Origin of the sequence: Aeromonas sp. 97A (genome assembly GCF_051919185.1) — a bacterium.
Taxonomy (GTDB): domain Bacteria; phylum Pseudomonadota; class Gammaproteobacteria; order Enterobacterales; family Aeromonadaceae; genus Aeromonas; species Aeromonas veronii.
This window is the reverse complement of sequence record NZ_JBQBFF010000001.1, coordinates 3370743-3385220: the sequence shown is the minus strand read 5'-3', so window position 1 is coordinate 3385220 and position 14478 is coordinate 3370743. Positions and strand designations below refer to the sequence as shown.

Here is a 14478-nt window from a genome sequence, read left to right as displayed (position 1 = left end):
ACACTACTGCCCGAATTGGTCTGAAACAAATATAGAGAGAACTCATCATGGCTTTTAATCTGCGTAACCGTAACTTCCTGAAACTGCTGGACTTCACCCCGCGCGAAATCCAATACATGATCGACCTGGCCATCGACCTGAAGAAAGCCAAATACGGTGGCTACGAGCGCAAGCATCTGGTCGGTAAAAACATCGCCCTGATTTTCGAGAAGACCTCCACCCGTACCCGTTGTGCATTTGAAGTGGCGGCCTTCGACCAGGGCGCGCAAGTCTCCTACCTTGGCCCAAGCGGTTCCCAAATCGGTCACAAGGAGTCCATGAAGGACACCGCCCGTGTACTGGGTCGCATGTATGACGGTATCGAATACCGCGGCTACGGTCAGGAGATCGTGGAAGAGCTGGGCGCCTACGCCGGTGTCCCGGTCTGGAACGGCCTGACCAACGAATTCCACCCGACCCAGATCCTGGCCGACTTCATGACCATGCTGGAGCACGGCAAGGGCAAGCGTCTGGATCAAATCAAGTTCGCCTACCTGGGTGATGCCCGCAACAACATGGGTAACTCCCTGATGGTCGGCGCCGCCAAAATGGGCATGGACATCCGTCTGGTTGCGCCGAAAGCCTTCTGGCCGGAAGAAGAGCTGGTTGCCAAGTGCCGCCTGATCGCCGAAGAGACCGGCGCACGCATCACCCTGACCGAAGATGTGAAAGAGGGTGTGCTGGGTGCGGACTTCCTCTACACCGACGTCTGGGTATCCATGGGTGAAGCGAAAGAAGCCTGGGATCAGCGCGTCAAACTGATGACTCCGTATCAGGTCAACATGGATGTCATCAACGCCACCAAGAACCCGGATGTGAAGTTCATGCACTGCCTGCCGGCGTTCCACAACGACGAGACCACCATGGGCAAGGAAGTGGCTGACAAATATGGCATGAAAGGCCTGGAAGTGACCGAGGACGTGTTCGAATCCGAGCACAGCATCGTGTTCGACGAGGCCGAAAACCGGATGCACACCATCAAGGCAGTGATGGTTGCTACGCTGGGCGACTAAGGTCGCAGTAGTGGTGCCGGGGGGCGACCCCCGGCTTTTCGACCATGTGACAGCGGCATAATACCTCTAACCCTACAACCCGCAGCCTGCATGGATACCACACCCACAGAAGGAAGCTGGACCATGACCAAATTCAAGTTCCCGTCAGCCTACACGATACTGTTTGTGCTGATCGCCCTGGTGGCCGCCCTGAGCTGGATAGTGCCGGCCGGCAAATACGAGATGACCATGAACGAAGCCCTCGGCAAAGAAGTGCCGGTGGCGGGTACCTACAAACTGGTGGAGGGGAATCCCCAGGGGATCGTCGACGTGCTGCTGGCACCTATCGATGGCCTCTACAACCACGACACCTATGAGGCAGGCGCCATCGACGTCTCCCTCTTTATCCTGATCATCGGTGGTTTTCTTGGCATTGTGACCAAGACAGGTGCCATCGATGCCGGTATCGAACGTGTGACCGACCGTCTGCGTGGCCGTGAAGAGTGGATGATCCCGATCCTGATGGCGCTGTTCGCCGCAGGCGGCACCATCTACGGCATGGCCGAAGAGTCGCTGCCTTTCTACACCCTGCTGGTGCCGGTGATGATGGCCGCCCGCTTCGACCCTGTGGTGGCAGCGGCAACCGTATTGCTGGGCGCCGGTATCGGTACTCTCGGTTCCACCATCAACCCGTTTGCGACAGTGATTGCCGCCAACGCCGCCGGTATCTCCTTCACCGATGGTATCTGGCTGCGCGTTGCCATGCTGGTCGCCGGTTGGCTGCTCTGTGTTGCCTACGTCATGCGTTACGCCAAGATGGTGCGCAGCGATCCGAGCAAATCCCTGGTGGCTGACAAGTGGGAAGAGAACCGTGCCCACTTCCTTGGCAACAAGAGCGACCAGATGCTGGAGTTCACCCTGACCCGTAAAATCGTGCTGGGTATCTTCGTCGCCGCCTTCGCCGTGATGATCTACGGTGTGGCCGTGCTGGGCTGGTGGATGGCGCAGATCTCCGGCGTGTTCCTGGCTGCCGCCATCATAGTCGGTGTCATCTCCCGCATGAGCGAAGAGGAGCTGACCTCCAACTTTATCGACGGTGCTCGCGACCTGCTGGGTGTGGCGCTGATCATCGGTATCGCCCGCGGTATCGTGGTAGTGATGGATAACGGCATGATCACTCACACCATTTTGCACAGTGCAGAAGGGATCGTGACCGGCCTCTCCACCATCGTCTTTATCAACGTGATGTTCGTGCTGGAAGTGGTGCTCTCCTTCCTGGTGCCGTCCTCCTCCGGTCTGGCTGTACTGACCATGCCGATCATGGCGCCGCTGGCCGACTTCGCCAACGTGGGCCGCGATCTGGTGGTGACTGCTTACCAGTCTGCCTCCGGTCTGGTGAACCTGGTGACCCCGACCTCCGCCGTGGTCATGGGCGGTCTGGCCATCGCCAAGGTGCCTTATGTGCGCTGGCTGAAGTGGGTGGCTCCGCTGCTCGGTATCCTGACCGTGCTGATCGTGGTCTGCCTGAGCCTGGGCGCCGTGCTCTCCTGAGGGATGACAAGCAAGATGAAACGGGAGCCTGCGGGCTCCCGTTTTTTATGGGCGCAAGAAGTGATGGACACAAAATAGCAGGCAACAAAAAGGCGACCGCGGGTCGCCTCGATGTATTTAGGGGGAAATGGCTTAGCGGGCCTGCGCCAGCGTGCGCACCACGGCGGCATGGGCCTGACGGGTACGGCTGATATGGCGCGGCGCGACCAGCACCACGTCATTACCTGCGACGGCACCCATGATCTCGGGATTGGCGTTGCGATCCAGCAGGCGAGCCACCACGGTGGCGGCCCCCGGAGTGGTGTGGATCAGCACCATCTGCTGGTTGTGTACCACTTCGCGCACCATGTCGTGGATAGAGCGGGTACTGCCGGCGGGTTCCAGCTGCTCGTCGACCAGGGTGTAGACCTTCTTGCCGTTGGCATTCTGCGCCTTGGCCACGCCGAGGCGGCGCAGCAGGCGTGAGATGGTGGACTGGCTGATGTCGGCAAAGCCGCGCTCCGACAGCTCGCGGCGGATCTCTTCCTGGGTGCTGTAGCAGTGCTGACCGATGATCTGGCGACAGGCATCCAGCTGGGCCAGATCGGGCTCTTGGGCAACGGGACGACTGAGGGTTTTGACCACGGCGAATTCCTTTGATGATGACCGGAGGTAAACGCGCGATATCTGCCATAGCAGTCAGTTATCAGGTAAAAACACTGATAATCCATCTATATGCAGGGAATGAGCGGGCGTTACCATCTTGCGATGGCAAATTATAGCTGACTGGAAATTCGGTGATGTGACAGGGTTCAAAAATGGGCCCCGCGGGGCCCAATCAGATATCAGTAACGCTCGCTGACGATGTCCTGAGTGAAGGACTTCTCGCAATATTTGCACTTCATCCGCACCACGCCTTTCACTTCGCGCACCCGGAAGTAGCTGTCAACCGGCTCGTTATGGGAGATGCAGTTGGAGTTGGGGCAGTGGAACACCCCGGCGATGAACTCCGGCAGCTCCAGCTGGTGCTTCTTCACCACATTGAAGTCTTCGATGATGTTGACGGTCGCTTTAGGGGCGAACAGCGCAAGCTGGTTGGCTTGTTGCTCGGTCAGGCGGGTGTTCTCAATCTTGATGAGATCCTTCTTGCCCAGTGCGCCGGATTTCAGGTTGAAGCCGACGGTGATCCGCTCCTGGGTTTCGACCAGCTGGAACAGCTTGAGGATCTTGATGCCCTGGCCAGCGGGGATGTGATCGATGACGGATCCGTGACGGATGGCTTCGACTTGCAGTTGGTTCTTGTCAGACATGATATTCCCCTAAGCTCAGACAGTTTCGTTCAGTACCAGTGCCAGCAGCGCCTGGCGTGCATAGACCCCGTTCTCCGCCTGCTGGAAGTAGCAAGCGTGGGGAGTCTTGTCGACAGCTACATCGATCTCGTCGACGCGGGGCAGGGGATGCAGGATCTTCATGGTGGGCTTGGCCCCTTCCAGAGTCGCCAGCTCCAGAATGAACTTGGCGGCCATGTGCTTGTATTCGGTCTCGTCGAAGCGCTCTTTCTGGACGCGGGTCATGTAGAGAATGTCCAGCTCCGGCATCACCTCTTCCATGGTCTGGTGGACGCTGAACTGGATACCCTTCTCTTCCAGCTCTTCGCAGATGTAGTCCGGCATCGCCAGCGCTTCCGGGGAGATGAAGAAGAAGCGGCAGTTGAACAGGCTGAGGGCCTGGGCCAGCGAGTGCACGGTCCGGCCATATTTCAGGTCACCGACGAAGGCGACGTTGAGGTTGTCCAGACGACCCTGGGTCTCATGGATGGTGAACAGGTCGAGCAGGGTCTGGCTCGGATGCTGGTTGGAGCCGTCGCCGCCGTTGATGACCGGCACGCGGGAGAATTCGGAGGCCAGACGGGCCGCACCCTCTTTCGGGTGGCGCATCACCACCGCATCCGAGTAGGAGCCGATGATCTTGATGGAGTCAGCCAGCGTCTCGCCCTTCTTGGCGCTGGTGTTGCCACCGTCGGCGAAGCCGATGATGTTGCCGCCAAGGCGCTGTACCGCGGTCTCGAACGAGAGGCGGGTGCGGGTGGAGGCTTCGAAGAAGCAGCTGGCAACCAGCTTGTCTTTCAACAGGCTGGTGTCAGGTTCAGCCTTCAACCTTTGTGCGGTTGAGACTACCAGTTCCATTTCTGACCTGGTCAGGTCCGAAATGGAGATGACATGTTTCTTATAGAGTGGATTGGTCATCGTCTGCATTCCCTTTGACATCATTGGAGGTTTTTCGGGCACAAAAAAAAGCCCCTGAAACAGGGGCTTTTTTTAAAAATAACTGGGGATCGTTGGGGTGGGAACCGGAAACAACGGGGCCGCTCTGGTGCGCACCACCCGTCTGCAAGGCTGTTTTCTGAATCAAAAACTGCATCGTTTCGTCCCGACCTTTTTCAAAACCGGACAGATTATAGGGCCGCTTTTTTAATTGTCAAAATTTTATTTCCGATGCCAATTTCAGCATGAAAAACGTTTAAGTGGCGGAAACATGACGACAAATCCACACCTTGTGCGTCTCTTGCAGCGATTCCCCATCGCGGGCCATGGCGCGCAAATAACCGAGTCTGTGGTGTCCTTCCAGCAGGCAGTAGGGGCGGGGCAGGGGATGGCCGTTCGGGTAGCTGGCACCCTCTTCCGGCACCAGCACGATGACAGGTTCGGGCCAGGTGCCTTCGCTCAGCATCTTCTCGCCGAGCCAGGAGCGACGCACATAGCGGTTGCTGCGCAGCATCTCGCCCCAGCGCTCGATCACCTCCATATGGCGGGAGTCCACCTGATCCACCAGTTGCGCGGTGGGCCAGCTTTCACAGGTGAACTGATGGCTGGCGAGATCGATAAAGCTCCAGTTGGACTCAAAACCGCGCCAATGACGGTAAATCCACTGGGAGAGCACATTTTCAGGAATAAAGGGCACCAGCGGCGCGACCCGTTCAAGATAGGTGGGCAGGGACTCTGTCTTGCGTTCATCCCTGAAGTTGAGGGGCGCCAGTTGTTGGAGCAATCGGTAATTGAGCATAAGTGGCCTCCCGGTACCTGATTTCACCCTACCCCCATTTATGTCCCATTCCTACCCCGGCAGGGCTGCAAATACAGCAAGTTATCCCGCTTTGCTGCACAAACAACCGCGACTTGTTCGGGATTTGTGCAATCGCATCGAAAGCGTAAAAAAAGCCTTTACCTTTGATCTCCACTTTGTATACTACGCCTCGTTTGTTGCAGGGGCGTAGTTCCAATTGGTAGAACAGCGGTCTCCAAAACCGATGGTTGCGGGTTCGAGTCCTGCCGCCCCTGCCATTTTCAGAGAGGCCAGCTCATTGAGCTGGCCTTTCGCATTTCCGGCGTTCGCCAATTTATCCCTCTCTCCTTTCTCTTCTCCTTCTTGCCGTTAGCAGTCCGGTGACTGTGGCCAGATTGATCTCGATGTCTGCCGCAAGAGCGTTCAGTGTGCAGCAACCCGCTGTTTCAGGATGGTGACCAGCCGCTGGTGGCGGGCGGGGAGCGGCCACTCGGCGCGGTAGATCAGCCAGAGGGTGTCGATCACTTCAATGCAGCTCTGGATCACCCGGATCTTCTCCTGCTGGGCAAAGGCGGTGACGGCGAAGCGGGGCAGCACGGTAAAACCGAGGCCGCGGGCGACCGGTTCCAGGATCAGGCCGATCTGGTTGGTAAAGCCGCGCAGCGGGATCTCGTCAACGCGCTGGCCGGGGTAGCGTCGTCCCAACAGGCGTTGTGCCATGCTGCGGCCATCCGGATGGTCGATAAAGCCGAGCTTGCAGAGGTGCTGCCAGCTCGGCTCCTCGCCATCGTTGGGCACCACCAGACAGAGGGGTTCGCGGGCGAAGGGCTCGGCGGCGATGCTGGGGTGCTCCGGCGGTTGATCCACCAGTCCCAGATCGCTGCGCCCCGCCAGTACCGCCTGCACTATGTCGGGGGTGGGGGCAAAGCGGTGCTGGATAGTGAGTCCAGGGTGCTCCTGTTGCTGGTCGAGCAGCAGGGGATAGAGCAGCAGGCCGATGCTGCCCGGGGTGGTGAGGGTGATGGCGCCGCGGTGAGGGTCATCGTCAGAGAGGCGCGCCCGCAGCTGTTCGGCGGCCTGCGCCTGCTGGCGGGCGAAGTCGAGCAGCACCAGCCCGCGCGGAGTGAGCTCCAGCTGACGGGGCTTGCGCAGCAGCAGAGGGCCAAATTCGGCCTCGAGACGCGAGATATGCTGGCTGACGGCGGCCTGGGTGAGATCCAGCCGCTCGGCGGCGCGGGTAAAGCTGCCGGTTTCATGCACCACCACCAGGGTGTGGAGCCAGAGTGGATTAACCATAAATTTAATTTATGCCTTACATTAGTTTGACCTTATTTTTCATTATGTCGCCCCTTCCTATCATGTCACCTGTTTCCCACACACAATTTCAAGGTGACTTATGACTTACCCGCGCAACTTCTCCCACATCGGCATCACGGTGACTGACCTCGACAAGGCGGTCGAGTTCTATACCAAGGTGATGGGCTGGTATCTCATCATGCCGGCCACCACCATCAGCGAGGATGACTCCGCCATCGGCGTGATGTGCAACGACGTGTTCGGCCCGGGTTGGGGTTCTTTTCGCATCGCCCACCTCTCCACCGGCGACAAGATCGGCATCGAGCTGTTCGAGTTCCCCAACAGCGAGCGCCGTGAGAACAACTTCGAATTCTGGAAGACCGGGGTATTCCACTTCAGCGTGCAGGATCCGGATGTCGAGGGGCTGGCGGCGCGCATCGTCGCGGCGGGCGGCAAGCAGCGGATGCCGGTGCGCGAGTACTACCCGGGCGAGAAGCCCTACCGCATGGTCTACATGGAAGATCCCTTCGGCAATATCGTCGAGATTTACAGCCACAGCTATGAGCTGACCTACTCCGCCGGTGCATATCAGGGGTAAGTGACAGGCCGCCTTCGGGCGGGCTGCTGCTTTGTTGTTACAAGAGTCAGTAGCATGGAATAGCGATCTGGTTCACACGAATAGCGCGTTCTGTTGTTGATAGATGGGAAAATATACAGATTCACTAAAGTCTGTTCATATTGCGGCCGATAGCCTTTGATACATCAGGGTTTTCCCTGCCTGACACAACAACAAGGATTCGTCGTCATGACCCTCTCTCTGCGCGGCAAGCTGCTGGCCACCAGTCTTGGCGTAGTGCTGCTGATGGCATCACTGCTCGGCATCGTTGCCTTTCACACCCTAAAATCCCGCACCATGAGCGCCATCCAGAGCGAGGCGGTCAACTATGGCCACGCCTACTCGGTCGCCATCGGCGAATGGATGACGGATCGCAAGAACACCGTCCATGCGCTGGTCAACCTGATCAGCGATAACCCCCAAGCCGAGCTGGTGCCGCACCTGAAGCAGGCCTATACCTCCGGCGGCTTCGGGCTCACCTATTTTGGCTCCGCGCAGGGGGTGATGACCCGGCAGGACCCCTCCCTCAACACCGGCAACTATGACCCGCGCGAGCGCCCCTGGTATCAGGATGCGGTGAAAGCGGGTCAGCTGATCGTCACCGCCCCCTATGTCAGCGTCACCATGCAGAAGCTGGTGGTCACCCTCTCCGAGCCGGTACGCCATCAGGGTGAGCTGGTCGGTGCCGTGGGGGCCAACCTGGCGCTCGACAAGCTGATCGACGAAGTACTGGCGATGAAGGTGCAGGGTGAGGGCTACGCCATGCTGCTCGACAGCAGTGGCCTCATCGTCGGCCATCCGCAGAAGGATTTGGCGCTCAAGCCCATCGCCGAGCTGGCGCCGGGACTCTCTGCCGCCACCTTCCAGCAGTGGGGCCGCGAAAACAGCGAGCTGCACGCCGCCACCCTCGACGGGCGGGATGTGCTGCTGGCGGTACAACCGGTACCGGGCACCGACTGGCTGCTGGCAATGGTGATGTATCGCGATGTGCTGGAAGCGCCGCTCAGCAGCCTGCTGTGGGAGCTGGTGGGGCTGACCCTGGTGCTGATGCTGGTGTTCAGTGCCCTGCTCACCGCCACCTTCAAATACCTGTTCGCCGATCTCGGTCGGGTCGCGCACGCCCTGCACGACATTGCCCACGGCGAGGGGGATCTCACCGTTCACATCAACACCCACAGCAAGGATGAGGTGGGTCAGCTGGCCCAGAACTTCAACCAGTTCGTGGCGCGGCTGCACGGCATCGTCAGCCGGTTGCGGGATGTGACCGTCGAGCTGGCGGCACAGTCCCGCGCCCAGGCGGCCGGGGCGCAGGCCCGCAGTCAGCGGGTACGCCAGCAGCAGGATGAGATCGTGATGGTGGCGACCGCGGTGACCGAGATGGCCTCCGCTACCCAGGAGATCGCCGGCAACGCCGAGTTTGCCGCCACTACCGCCACCGATGCGGTTGCACTGGCGGTTGCTGGTCAATCCCAGGTTGGCCAGAGTCAGCGCAGCATTACCGGTCTGGCGGACGAAGTGGCCGATGCCAGCCAGATCATCAACGAGCTCGACAGCCATGCCCAGAAGATCAGCGGCATTCTGGCGACCATCAGCGGCATCGCCGAGCAGACCAATCTGCTGGCGCTCAACGCCGCCATCGAGGCGGCCCGGGCCGGTGAGCAGGGCCGCGGCTTCGCGGTAGTGGCGGACGAGGTGCGGGTGCTGTCGCGCCGCACTCACGACTCTACCGACGAGATCCAGCAGATGATCGAGACCCTGCAGCAGACCACCCGTCGCGCCGTGGGTGGCATGGAGACCAGCCGTCAGCTGGCGGGTACCAGCGTCGAGGATGCGGAAGCGGCCAACCAGAGCCTTGCCCGGATCAACGAGGCGATCGGCTCCATCAGCGACATGGCGACCCAGATCGCCGCAGCTGCCGAAGAGCAGACCTCGGTGACCGGCGAAATCAGCCGCAATACCGAGAATATCCGCCACGTCTCGCAGAGCTGGCCGAGCAGGCGGGCAACGAGGCGGCGCAGGCGGCCGAGCTCAAGTCGCTGACCGAGCGGCTGGAGCAGGAGATCGGTCGCTTCCGGCTCTGATCATCCCGCCACGCCAGCAACAGAAAGGGCAGCCCGCGGGCTGCCCTTTGTTATTTTACGGCTGGCTTAAGGGGTCTGCTTGACCCAAATCAGCTGGTCGGTGGCAAAGCCCAGCGACTTCGCTTTGGCGACCAGCGCATCCACCTTCGTCTTGGGCGGGTTGGGTGAGCGGGAGAGGATCCAGAGGTAGTCGTGGTTGTAGCTGGTCACCAGCGAGAGCTGGTAATCGGGGTCGAGGTCGATGACGTTGTAGCCGCCGTAGAAGGGGCCGAAGAAACTCACCTTGAGCCGCGCCTCGTCCGGGTTGCCGACGAAGTAGGCCTTGCCCTCGGCTTCGCGCCAGCTGCCATCGCTCTGCTTGCCGCGGTTGAGCACCTTGACGCCGCCATTATCCCGCAGGCTGTAGGTGGCGCTCACCTGCTCCAGCCCCCGTTCGAAGCTGTGGTCGAGGCGGGCGATTTCGTACCAGGTGCCGAGATAACGGTCGAGCTGGAAGCCGGTAACGGGGCGAATGCCGTCGGCAATCCCGGTACAGGCCGTCAGCAGTAAAGCGGTGAACAGGCAAAGCAGTGAACGCATAAGTAATCCCTCTCTTGTTATCCCTCGATGATGCGCAGCTGGCCATCCCGGAAGCGGGAGGCCTGATCCGTCGGCGTGCTGCCGAAGAAGCGCTTGTACTCCCGACTGAACTGGGAGTTGCTCTCGTAACCGACTCTGGCCGCCGCGGTGCCCGCCTTGATGCCATCGTGCAGCATCATCATCCGCGCCTTGTGCAGGCGAAACGACTTGATGTACTGCAGCGGCGAAGTGGCAGTGACCGCCTTGAAGTGGTGGTGAAAGGCGGAGACGCTCATGTTCACCTCCCGCGCCAGCTCCTCCATGGTGAGGTTGTCGGCATAACGGGACTCTATCATACGCAGCACCCGGGCGATCTGGCCCACATGGTTGTGGCGATTGGCGAGCGCCTGCAGCGCCGGGCCGCCCCCCTCGGTGAGGGCGTGGAACAGCATCTCGCGCACCGTCTGCGGCCCCAGCACCTTGGCGTGCAGCGGGTTGTCCATCAGCTCGATCAGCCGCTCGGCGGCGCAGAACATGGTCTCCGACAGGGGGACCGAGTGGACGCCGCTCTTTTGCGGAGCGGGGGCGGGCAGGGCATCGCCCAGCTCAAGCAACAGCTCCTGCAGGATGACCAGATCGATCTCGATGGTAAAACCGATAAGCGGCTGCTCGGGGGAGGCGAAACACTCGCACTCGCAGGGCAGCGGCAGGGTCATCAGCAGGTAGTGGTTGGGGTCGTAGCGAAATACCTGATCCGCCAGATAGCCCACCTTGTGCCCCTGCAGGATCACGATCATCCGCGGCTGGTAGAGCACCGGAGTACGGCCGTGGTACTCGGTGGTGTAGATGAGATTGACCTGTTTCACCGGTGACGGGGATATGCCGGGAGTGGTGACGTGGCGGGTCAATCTGGTTGCGAGGTCGCTGTAACGGTTTTGCATGGGCGCTCTTTGATTCGACAGTTCCGGTTTTCGCTGCTTTGTAGAAATAGGCAAGAATCAAGCAGGATGTTGTCTTGATGGTAGGGTGGTTCTGGAGAAAAATGCAATCACGATTTCGCGGCCTGGCCGCCCTGACTATCAGAAGAAGGCAATGTCGATGAACAACTTTACTCTCCATACCCCGACCAAAATCCTGTTCGGCCAGGGGCAGATCGCCCAGCTGCGCGACCAGCTCCCGAGCGATGCCCGTGTCATGATCACCTACGGCGGCGGCAGCGTGGTACGCAGCGGCTTGCTGGAGCAGATCCGTAACGAGCTGGCTGGCATGACCCTGTTTGAATTTGGCGGCATCGAACCGAACCCGGCCTACGAGACCCTGATGGGCGCCGTGGAGCTGGCCCGTGCCGAGCGGGTCGACTTCCTGCTCGCCGTTGGCGGTGGTTCCGTGCTCGATGGCACCAAGTTTATCGCTGCTGCCGCGCACTACGATCTGGCCAAGGATCCCTGGCACATTCTCGAGACCGTCGGCAGCGAAGTGCGTTCCGCCATCCCGCTCGGCTCAGTGCTGACCCTGCCGGCGACCGGTTCCGAAATGAACATGGGCGCCGTCATCACCCGTCGCAGCAGTGGCGACAAGGTGCACTTCTTCTCGCCGTTCGTGATGCCGCGCTTCGCCGTGCTGGATCCGGTGCTCACCTACACCCTGCCCGAGCGTCAGGTGGCGAACGGGGTGGTGGATGCGTTCGTCCACATCGTGGAGCAGTACCTCACCTATCCGGTCAACGCCAAGGTGCAGGATCGCTTCGCCGAAGGCTTGCTGCTGACCCTGATCGAAGAGGGCCCCAAGGCGCTGGCCGAACCGCACAACTATGAGGTGCGCGCCAACATCATGTGGAGCGCCACCATGGCGCTGAACGGTCTGATCGGTGCCGGTGTGCCGCAGGACTGGGCGACCCATATGCTAGGTCACGAGCTGACCGCCTTGCACGGCCTCGACCACGCCCAGACTCTGGCGGTGGTGCTGCCTGCCCTGCTGCAGGCCAAGCGCAAACAGAAACATGCCAAGCTGCTGCAATACGCAGAGCGGGTGTGGGGTCTGAACAGCGGCAGCGAAGCGGAGCGCATCGACGATGCCATCGCCGCGACCCGCGACTTCTTCGAGCGGATGGGAGTCAAGACCCGACTGCGCGACTATGGTCTGAAAGATCTGGGTATCGACACCCTGATCGGCAAGCTGGGTGAGCACGGCATGACCCGTCTGGGCGAGCACAGCGACATCGATCTGGTGCAGAGCCAGCATATTTATGAAGCGGCCTGGTAAGGGCCGCCAATCGGTGCCAAACGGGCGAAACGATTGAATTGCCGGGGCCCTCTCCCGCTATCTGGCGGCTGAGCGGCCCCGCTTTTGTTGGGAAAATGTTACTTTTCGGCGTTTCGCTGCGAGAAGTGAGACGAAAGCGGATTTCGTAAGAACAAAAAACGCTAAGATAGAGGGCCGGTAAAACATTTTTTTTGACTGGTTGGATCACTTTTTTTCAGCCGTTTTTACTGGTATAAGCCTCTAATTTGGTTTGTTTTTTTTAATCCTCGGCGGGGATGGGCTGAAATCTGTACGCGTGCTGTCGGGCGTGCGGTTGTAATAAAACTCCAAAATTTGATACTAATCACCTTCGCGCCTGAAAAGCGGGGGCCTGACCATGACAGGAGGTTGAGGTAAAGCCTACTGATTTTCATAACAAAGAGCCCTGGACCTGCACTTTGGTCATGTCTTGTTTCGTCAGAAGTGAGACACTGGGCAGCGATTGTTTATTAACCATCAGGGAATAGTCATGCAGATTGGAATACCGAGAGAGAGTCTCGCCGGTGAGACCCGGGTCGCAGCGACCCCGGCTACCGTCGAGCAGCTGAAAAAGCTCGGCTTCGAGGTCGCCATCGAGACCGGCGCAGGCCTGTCGGCCAGCTTCGATGATGCCGCCTTCGAGGCTGCCGGTGCCAGCGTGGTGCCGAATGTCTGGCAAGCCGACCTTATCTTCAAGGTCAATGCGCCGACCGATGCCGAGATCGCACAAATTAAAGATGGCGCCACTCTGGTGAGCTTCATCTGGCCTGCCCAGAACCCTGAGCTGGTCAAGAAGCTGTCCGAGCGCAACATCAATGTGATGGCGATGGATATGGTGCCGCGGATCTCCCGTGCCCAGTCCCTCGATGCCCTCTCCTCCATGGCCAACATCGGTGGCTATCGCGCCGTGGTTGAAGCTGCGCACCAGTTCGGTCGCTTCTTCACCGGTCAAATCACCGCAGCCGGTAAAGTGCCGCCTGCCAAGGTACTGGTGATCGGTGCCGGCGTAGCCGGTCTGGCCGCCATCGGTACGGCCGGTTCCCTCGGTGCCATCGTGCGTGCGTTCGATACCCGTCTGGAAGTGGCCGAGCAGATCGAATCCATGGGTGGGGAATTCCTCAAGCTGGACTTCGGTGGCGAAGATGGCGCATCCAGCGATGGTTACGCCAAAGTCATGTCCGATGAGTTCATCAAGGCCGAGATGGAGCTGTTCGCCCAGCAGGCCAAAGAGGTGGATATCATCATCACCACCGCCCTGATCCCGGGCAAGCCGGCTCCCAAGCTGATCACCAAAGAGATGGTCGACAGCATGAAGCCGGGCTCCGTCATCGTGGACATGGCCGCTCAGGCTGGCGGTAACTGTGAATACACAGTGCCGGGTGAGCTGCATGTCACCGCCAACGGCGTCAAGGTGATTGGTTACACCGATCTGCCGGGTCGTCTGCCTGCCCAATCCTCCCAGCTCTACGGTACCAACCTGGTCAACCTGATGAAGCTGATGTGCAAGGAGAAGGACGGCAACGTTGCTATCGACTTCGAAGACGTGGTTCAGCGCAACATGACGGTGATCCAGGCCGGTGAAGTAACCTTCCCGCCGCCCGCCATCTCTGTCTCTGCTGCCCCGCAGAAACCTGCCGCCGCCAAACCGGCCGCCAAGAAAGAAGAGGCCAAGCCCTCCAACAAGAAGTTCGTGTTCGGTGCCCTCGGTATCGCCGCCTTCGGCTGGATTGCGTCCGTTGCCCCGGCAGCCTTCCTCTCCCACTTCACCGTATTCATCCTGGCCTGTGTGGTCGGTTATTACGTGGTGTGGAACGTCTCTCACGCCCTGCATACGCCGCTGATGTCGGTCACCAATGCCATCTCCGGCATTATCGTGGTCGGTGCCCTGCTGCAGATCGGGCAAGGGTCGACCCTGGTCACCGCGCTGGCGTTCATCGCCGTGCTGATTGCCAGTATCAACATCTTCGGCGGTTTCACCGTCACTCAGCGCATGCTGAAGATGTTCCGTAAGGATTAAGGGGGT

At 59.9% G+C, this 14478-nt stretch carries 13 protein-coding genes, 1 tRNA gene and 1 pseudogene; 7 read left to right on the top strand and 8 right to left on the bottom strand.

Features of this window, described 5'->3' with window-relative positions; all coding sequences use genetic code 11:
• Positions 1-47 precede the first annotated feature (47 nt).
• Together argF and ACTG27_RS15335 are read left to right on the top strand one after the other, a co-directional pair.
• Entirely contained in the window at positions 48-1052 is a 1005-nt protein-coding gene (gene argF, locus ACTG27_RS15340; protein ID WP_005339721.1) for an ornithine carbamoyltransferase, read from the top strand.
• Positions 1053-1175: 123 nt separating this feature from the next.
• Positions 1176-2582, top strand: a complete 1407-nt coding sequence (locus tag ACTG27_RS15335) for a YfcC family protein (RefSeq protein WP_040070076.1) — start codon at positions 1176-1178, stop codon at positions 2580-2582.
• Between the two features lie 132 nt (positions 2583-2714).
• On the opposite strand, the gene ACTG27_RS15330 is transcribed toward ACTG27_RS15335, so the two are convergent.
• The 5 genes from ACTG27_RS15330 to ACTG27_RS15310 all read right to left on the bottom strand — a co-directional run bounded on the left by ACTG27_RS15330 (position 2715) and on the right by ACTG27_RS15310 (position 5624).
• Positions 2715-3206, bottom strand: a complete 492-nt coding sequence (locus ACTG27_RS15330; protein WP_005339728.1) for an arginine repressor — start codon at positions 3204-3206, stop codon at positions 2715-2717.
• A gap of 200 nt (positions 3207-3406) precedes the next feature.
• Entirely contained in the window at positions 3407-3871 is a 465-nt protein-coding gene (gene pyrI / locus ACTG27_RS15325; protein WP_005339730.1) for an aspartate carbamoyltransferase regulatory subunit, read from the bottom strand.
• A gap of 15 nt (positions 3872-3886) precedes the next feature.
• On the bottom strand, positions 3887-4807 hold the full coding sequence (pyrB, locus tag ACTG27_RS15320) for an aspartate carbamoyltransferase (protein ID WP_005339735.1): 921 nt from the start codon (positions 4805-4807) through the stop codon (positions 3887-3889).
• Positions 4788-4982, bottom strand: coding sequence for a hypothetical protein (locus ACTG27_RS15315; RefSeq protein ID WP_013724188.1), 195 nt, complete (start codon positions 4980-4982; stop codon positions 4788-4790). Before ACTG27_RS15315 ends, pyrB begins: the two co-directional genes overlap by 20 nt.
• A 99-nt stretch (positions 4983-5081) precedes the next feature.
• Positions 5082-5624 (bottom strand): hypothetical protein, encoded by a 543-nt coding sequence (locus tag ACTG27_RS15310; RefSeq protein WP_439979918.1) that lies wholly within the window; start codon positions 5622-5624, stop codon positions 5082-5084.
• A gap of 201 nt (positions 5625-5825) precedes the next feature.
• Here ACTG27_RS15310 and ACTG27_RS15305 point away from each other — a divergent pair.
• Positions 5826-5902: transfer RNA gene (locus tag ACTG27_RS15305), tRNA-Trp, on the top strand.
• A 145-nt stretch (positions 5903-6047) separates the two neighbouring features.
• Here the strand turns inward: ACTG27_RS15305 and ACTG27_RS15300 are convergent.
• On the bottom strand, positions 6048-6920 hold the full coding sequence (locus tag ACTG27_RS15300) for a LysR family transcriptional regulator (protein ID WP_439979917.1): 873 nt from the start codon (positions 6918-6920) through the stop codon (positions 6048-6050).
• A gap of 100 nt (positions 6921-7020) precedes the next feature.
• Between ACTG27_RS15300 and ACTG27_RS15295 the strand changes: the two genes are divergently transcribed.
• Entirely contained in the window at positions 7021-7518 is a 498-nt protein-coding gene (locus tag ACTG27_RS15295; RefSeq protein ID WP_005357546.1) for a lactoylglutathione lyase family protein, read from the top strand.
• A 207-nt stretch (positions 7519-7725) separates the two neighbouring features.
• A pseudogene (locus tag ACTG27_RS15290) lies at positions 7726-9617 on the top strand (methyl-accepting chemotaxis protein).
• Between the two features lie 66 nt (positions 9618-9683).
• Here the strand turns inward: ACTG27_RS15290 and ACTG27_RS15285 are convergent.
• Together ACTG27_RS15285 and ACTG27_RS15280 are read right to left on the bottom strand one after the other, a co-directional pair.
• Positions 9684-10196 carry a lipocalin family protein gene (locus ACTG27_RS15285; protein ID WP_439979916.1) on the bottom strand — a complete coding sequence of 171 codons (513 nt, stop codon included), beginning with the start codon at positions 10194-10196 and terminating at the stop codon, positions 9684-9686.
• A 17-nt stretch (positions 10197-10213) separates the two neighbouring features.
• Entirely contained in the window at positions 10214-11116 is a 903-nt protein-coding gene (locus ACTG27_RS15280) for an AraC family transcriptional regulator (protein WP_439979915.1), read from the bottom strand.
• A gap of 157 nt (positions 11117-11273) precedes the next feature.
• On the opposite strand from ACTG27_RS15280, the gene yqhD reads away from it, so the two are divergent.
• Positions 11274-12437 (top strand): alcohol dehydrogenase, encoded by a 1164-nt coding sequence (gene yqhD, locus ACTG27_RS15275; protein WP_439979914.1) that lies wholly within the window; start codon positions 11274-11276, stop codon positions 12435-12437.
• A 508-nt stretch (positions 12438-12945) separates the two neighbouring features.
• On the top strand, positions 12946-14472 hold the full coding sequence (gene pntA, locus ACTG27_RS15270) for a Re/Si-specific NAD(P)(+) transhydrogenase subunit alpha (RefSeq protein WP_040070064.1): 1527 nt from the start codon (positions 12946-12948) through the stop codon (positions 14470-14472).
• The last annotated feature ends 6 nt before the right edge of the window (positions 14473-14478 follow it).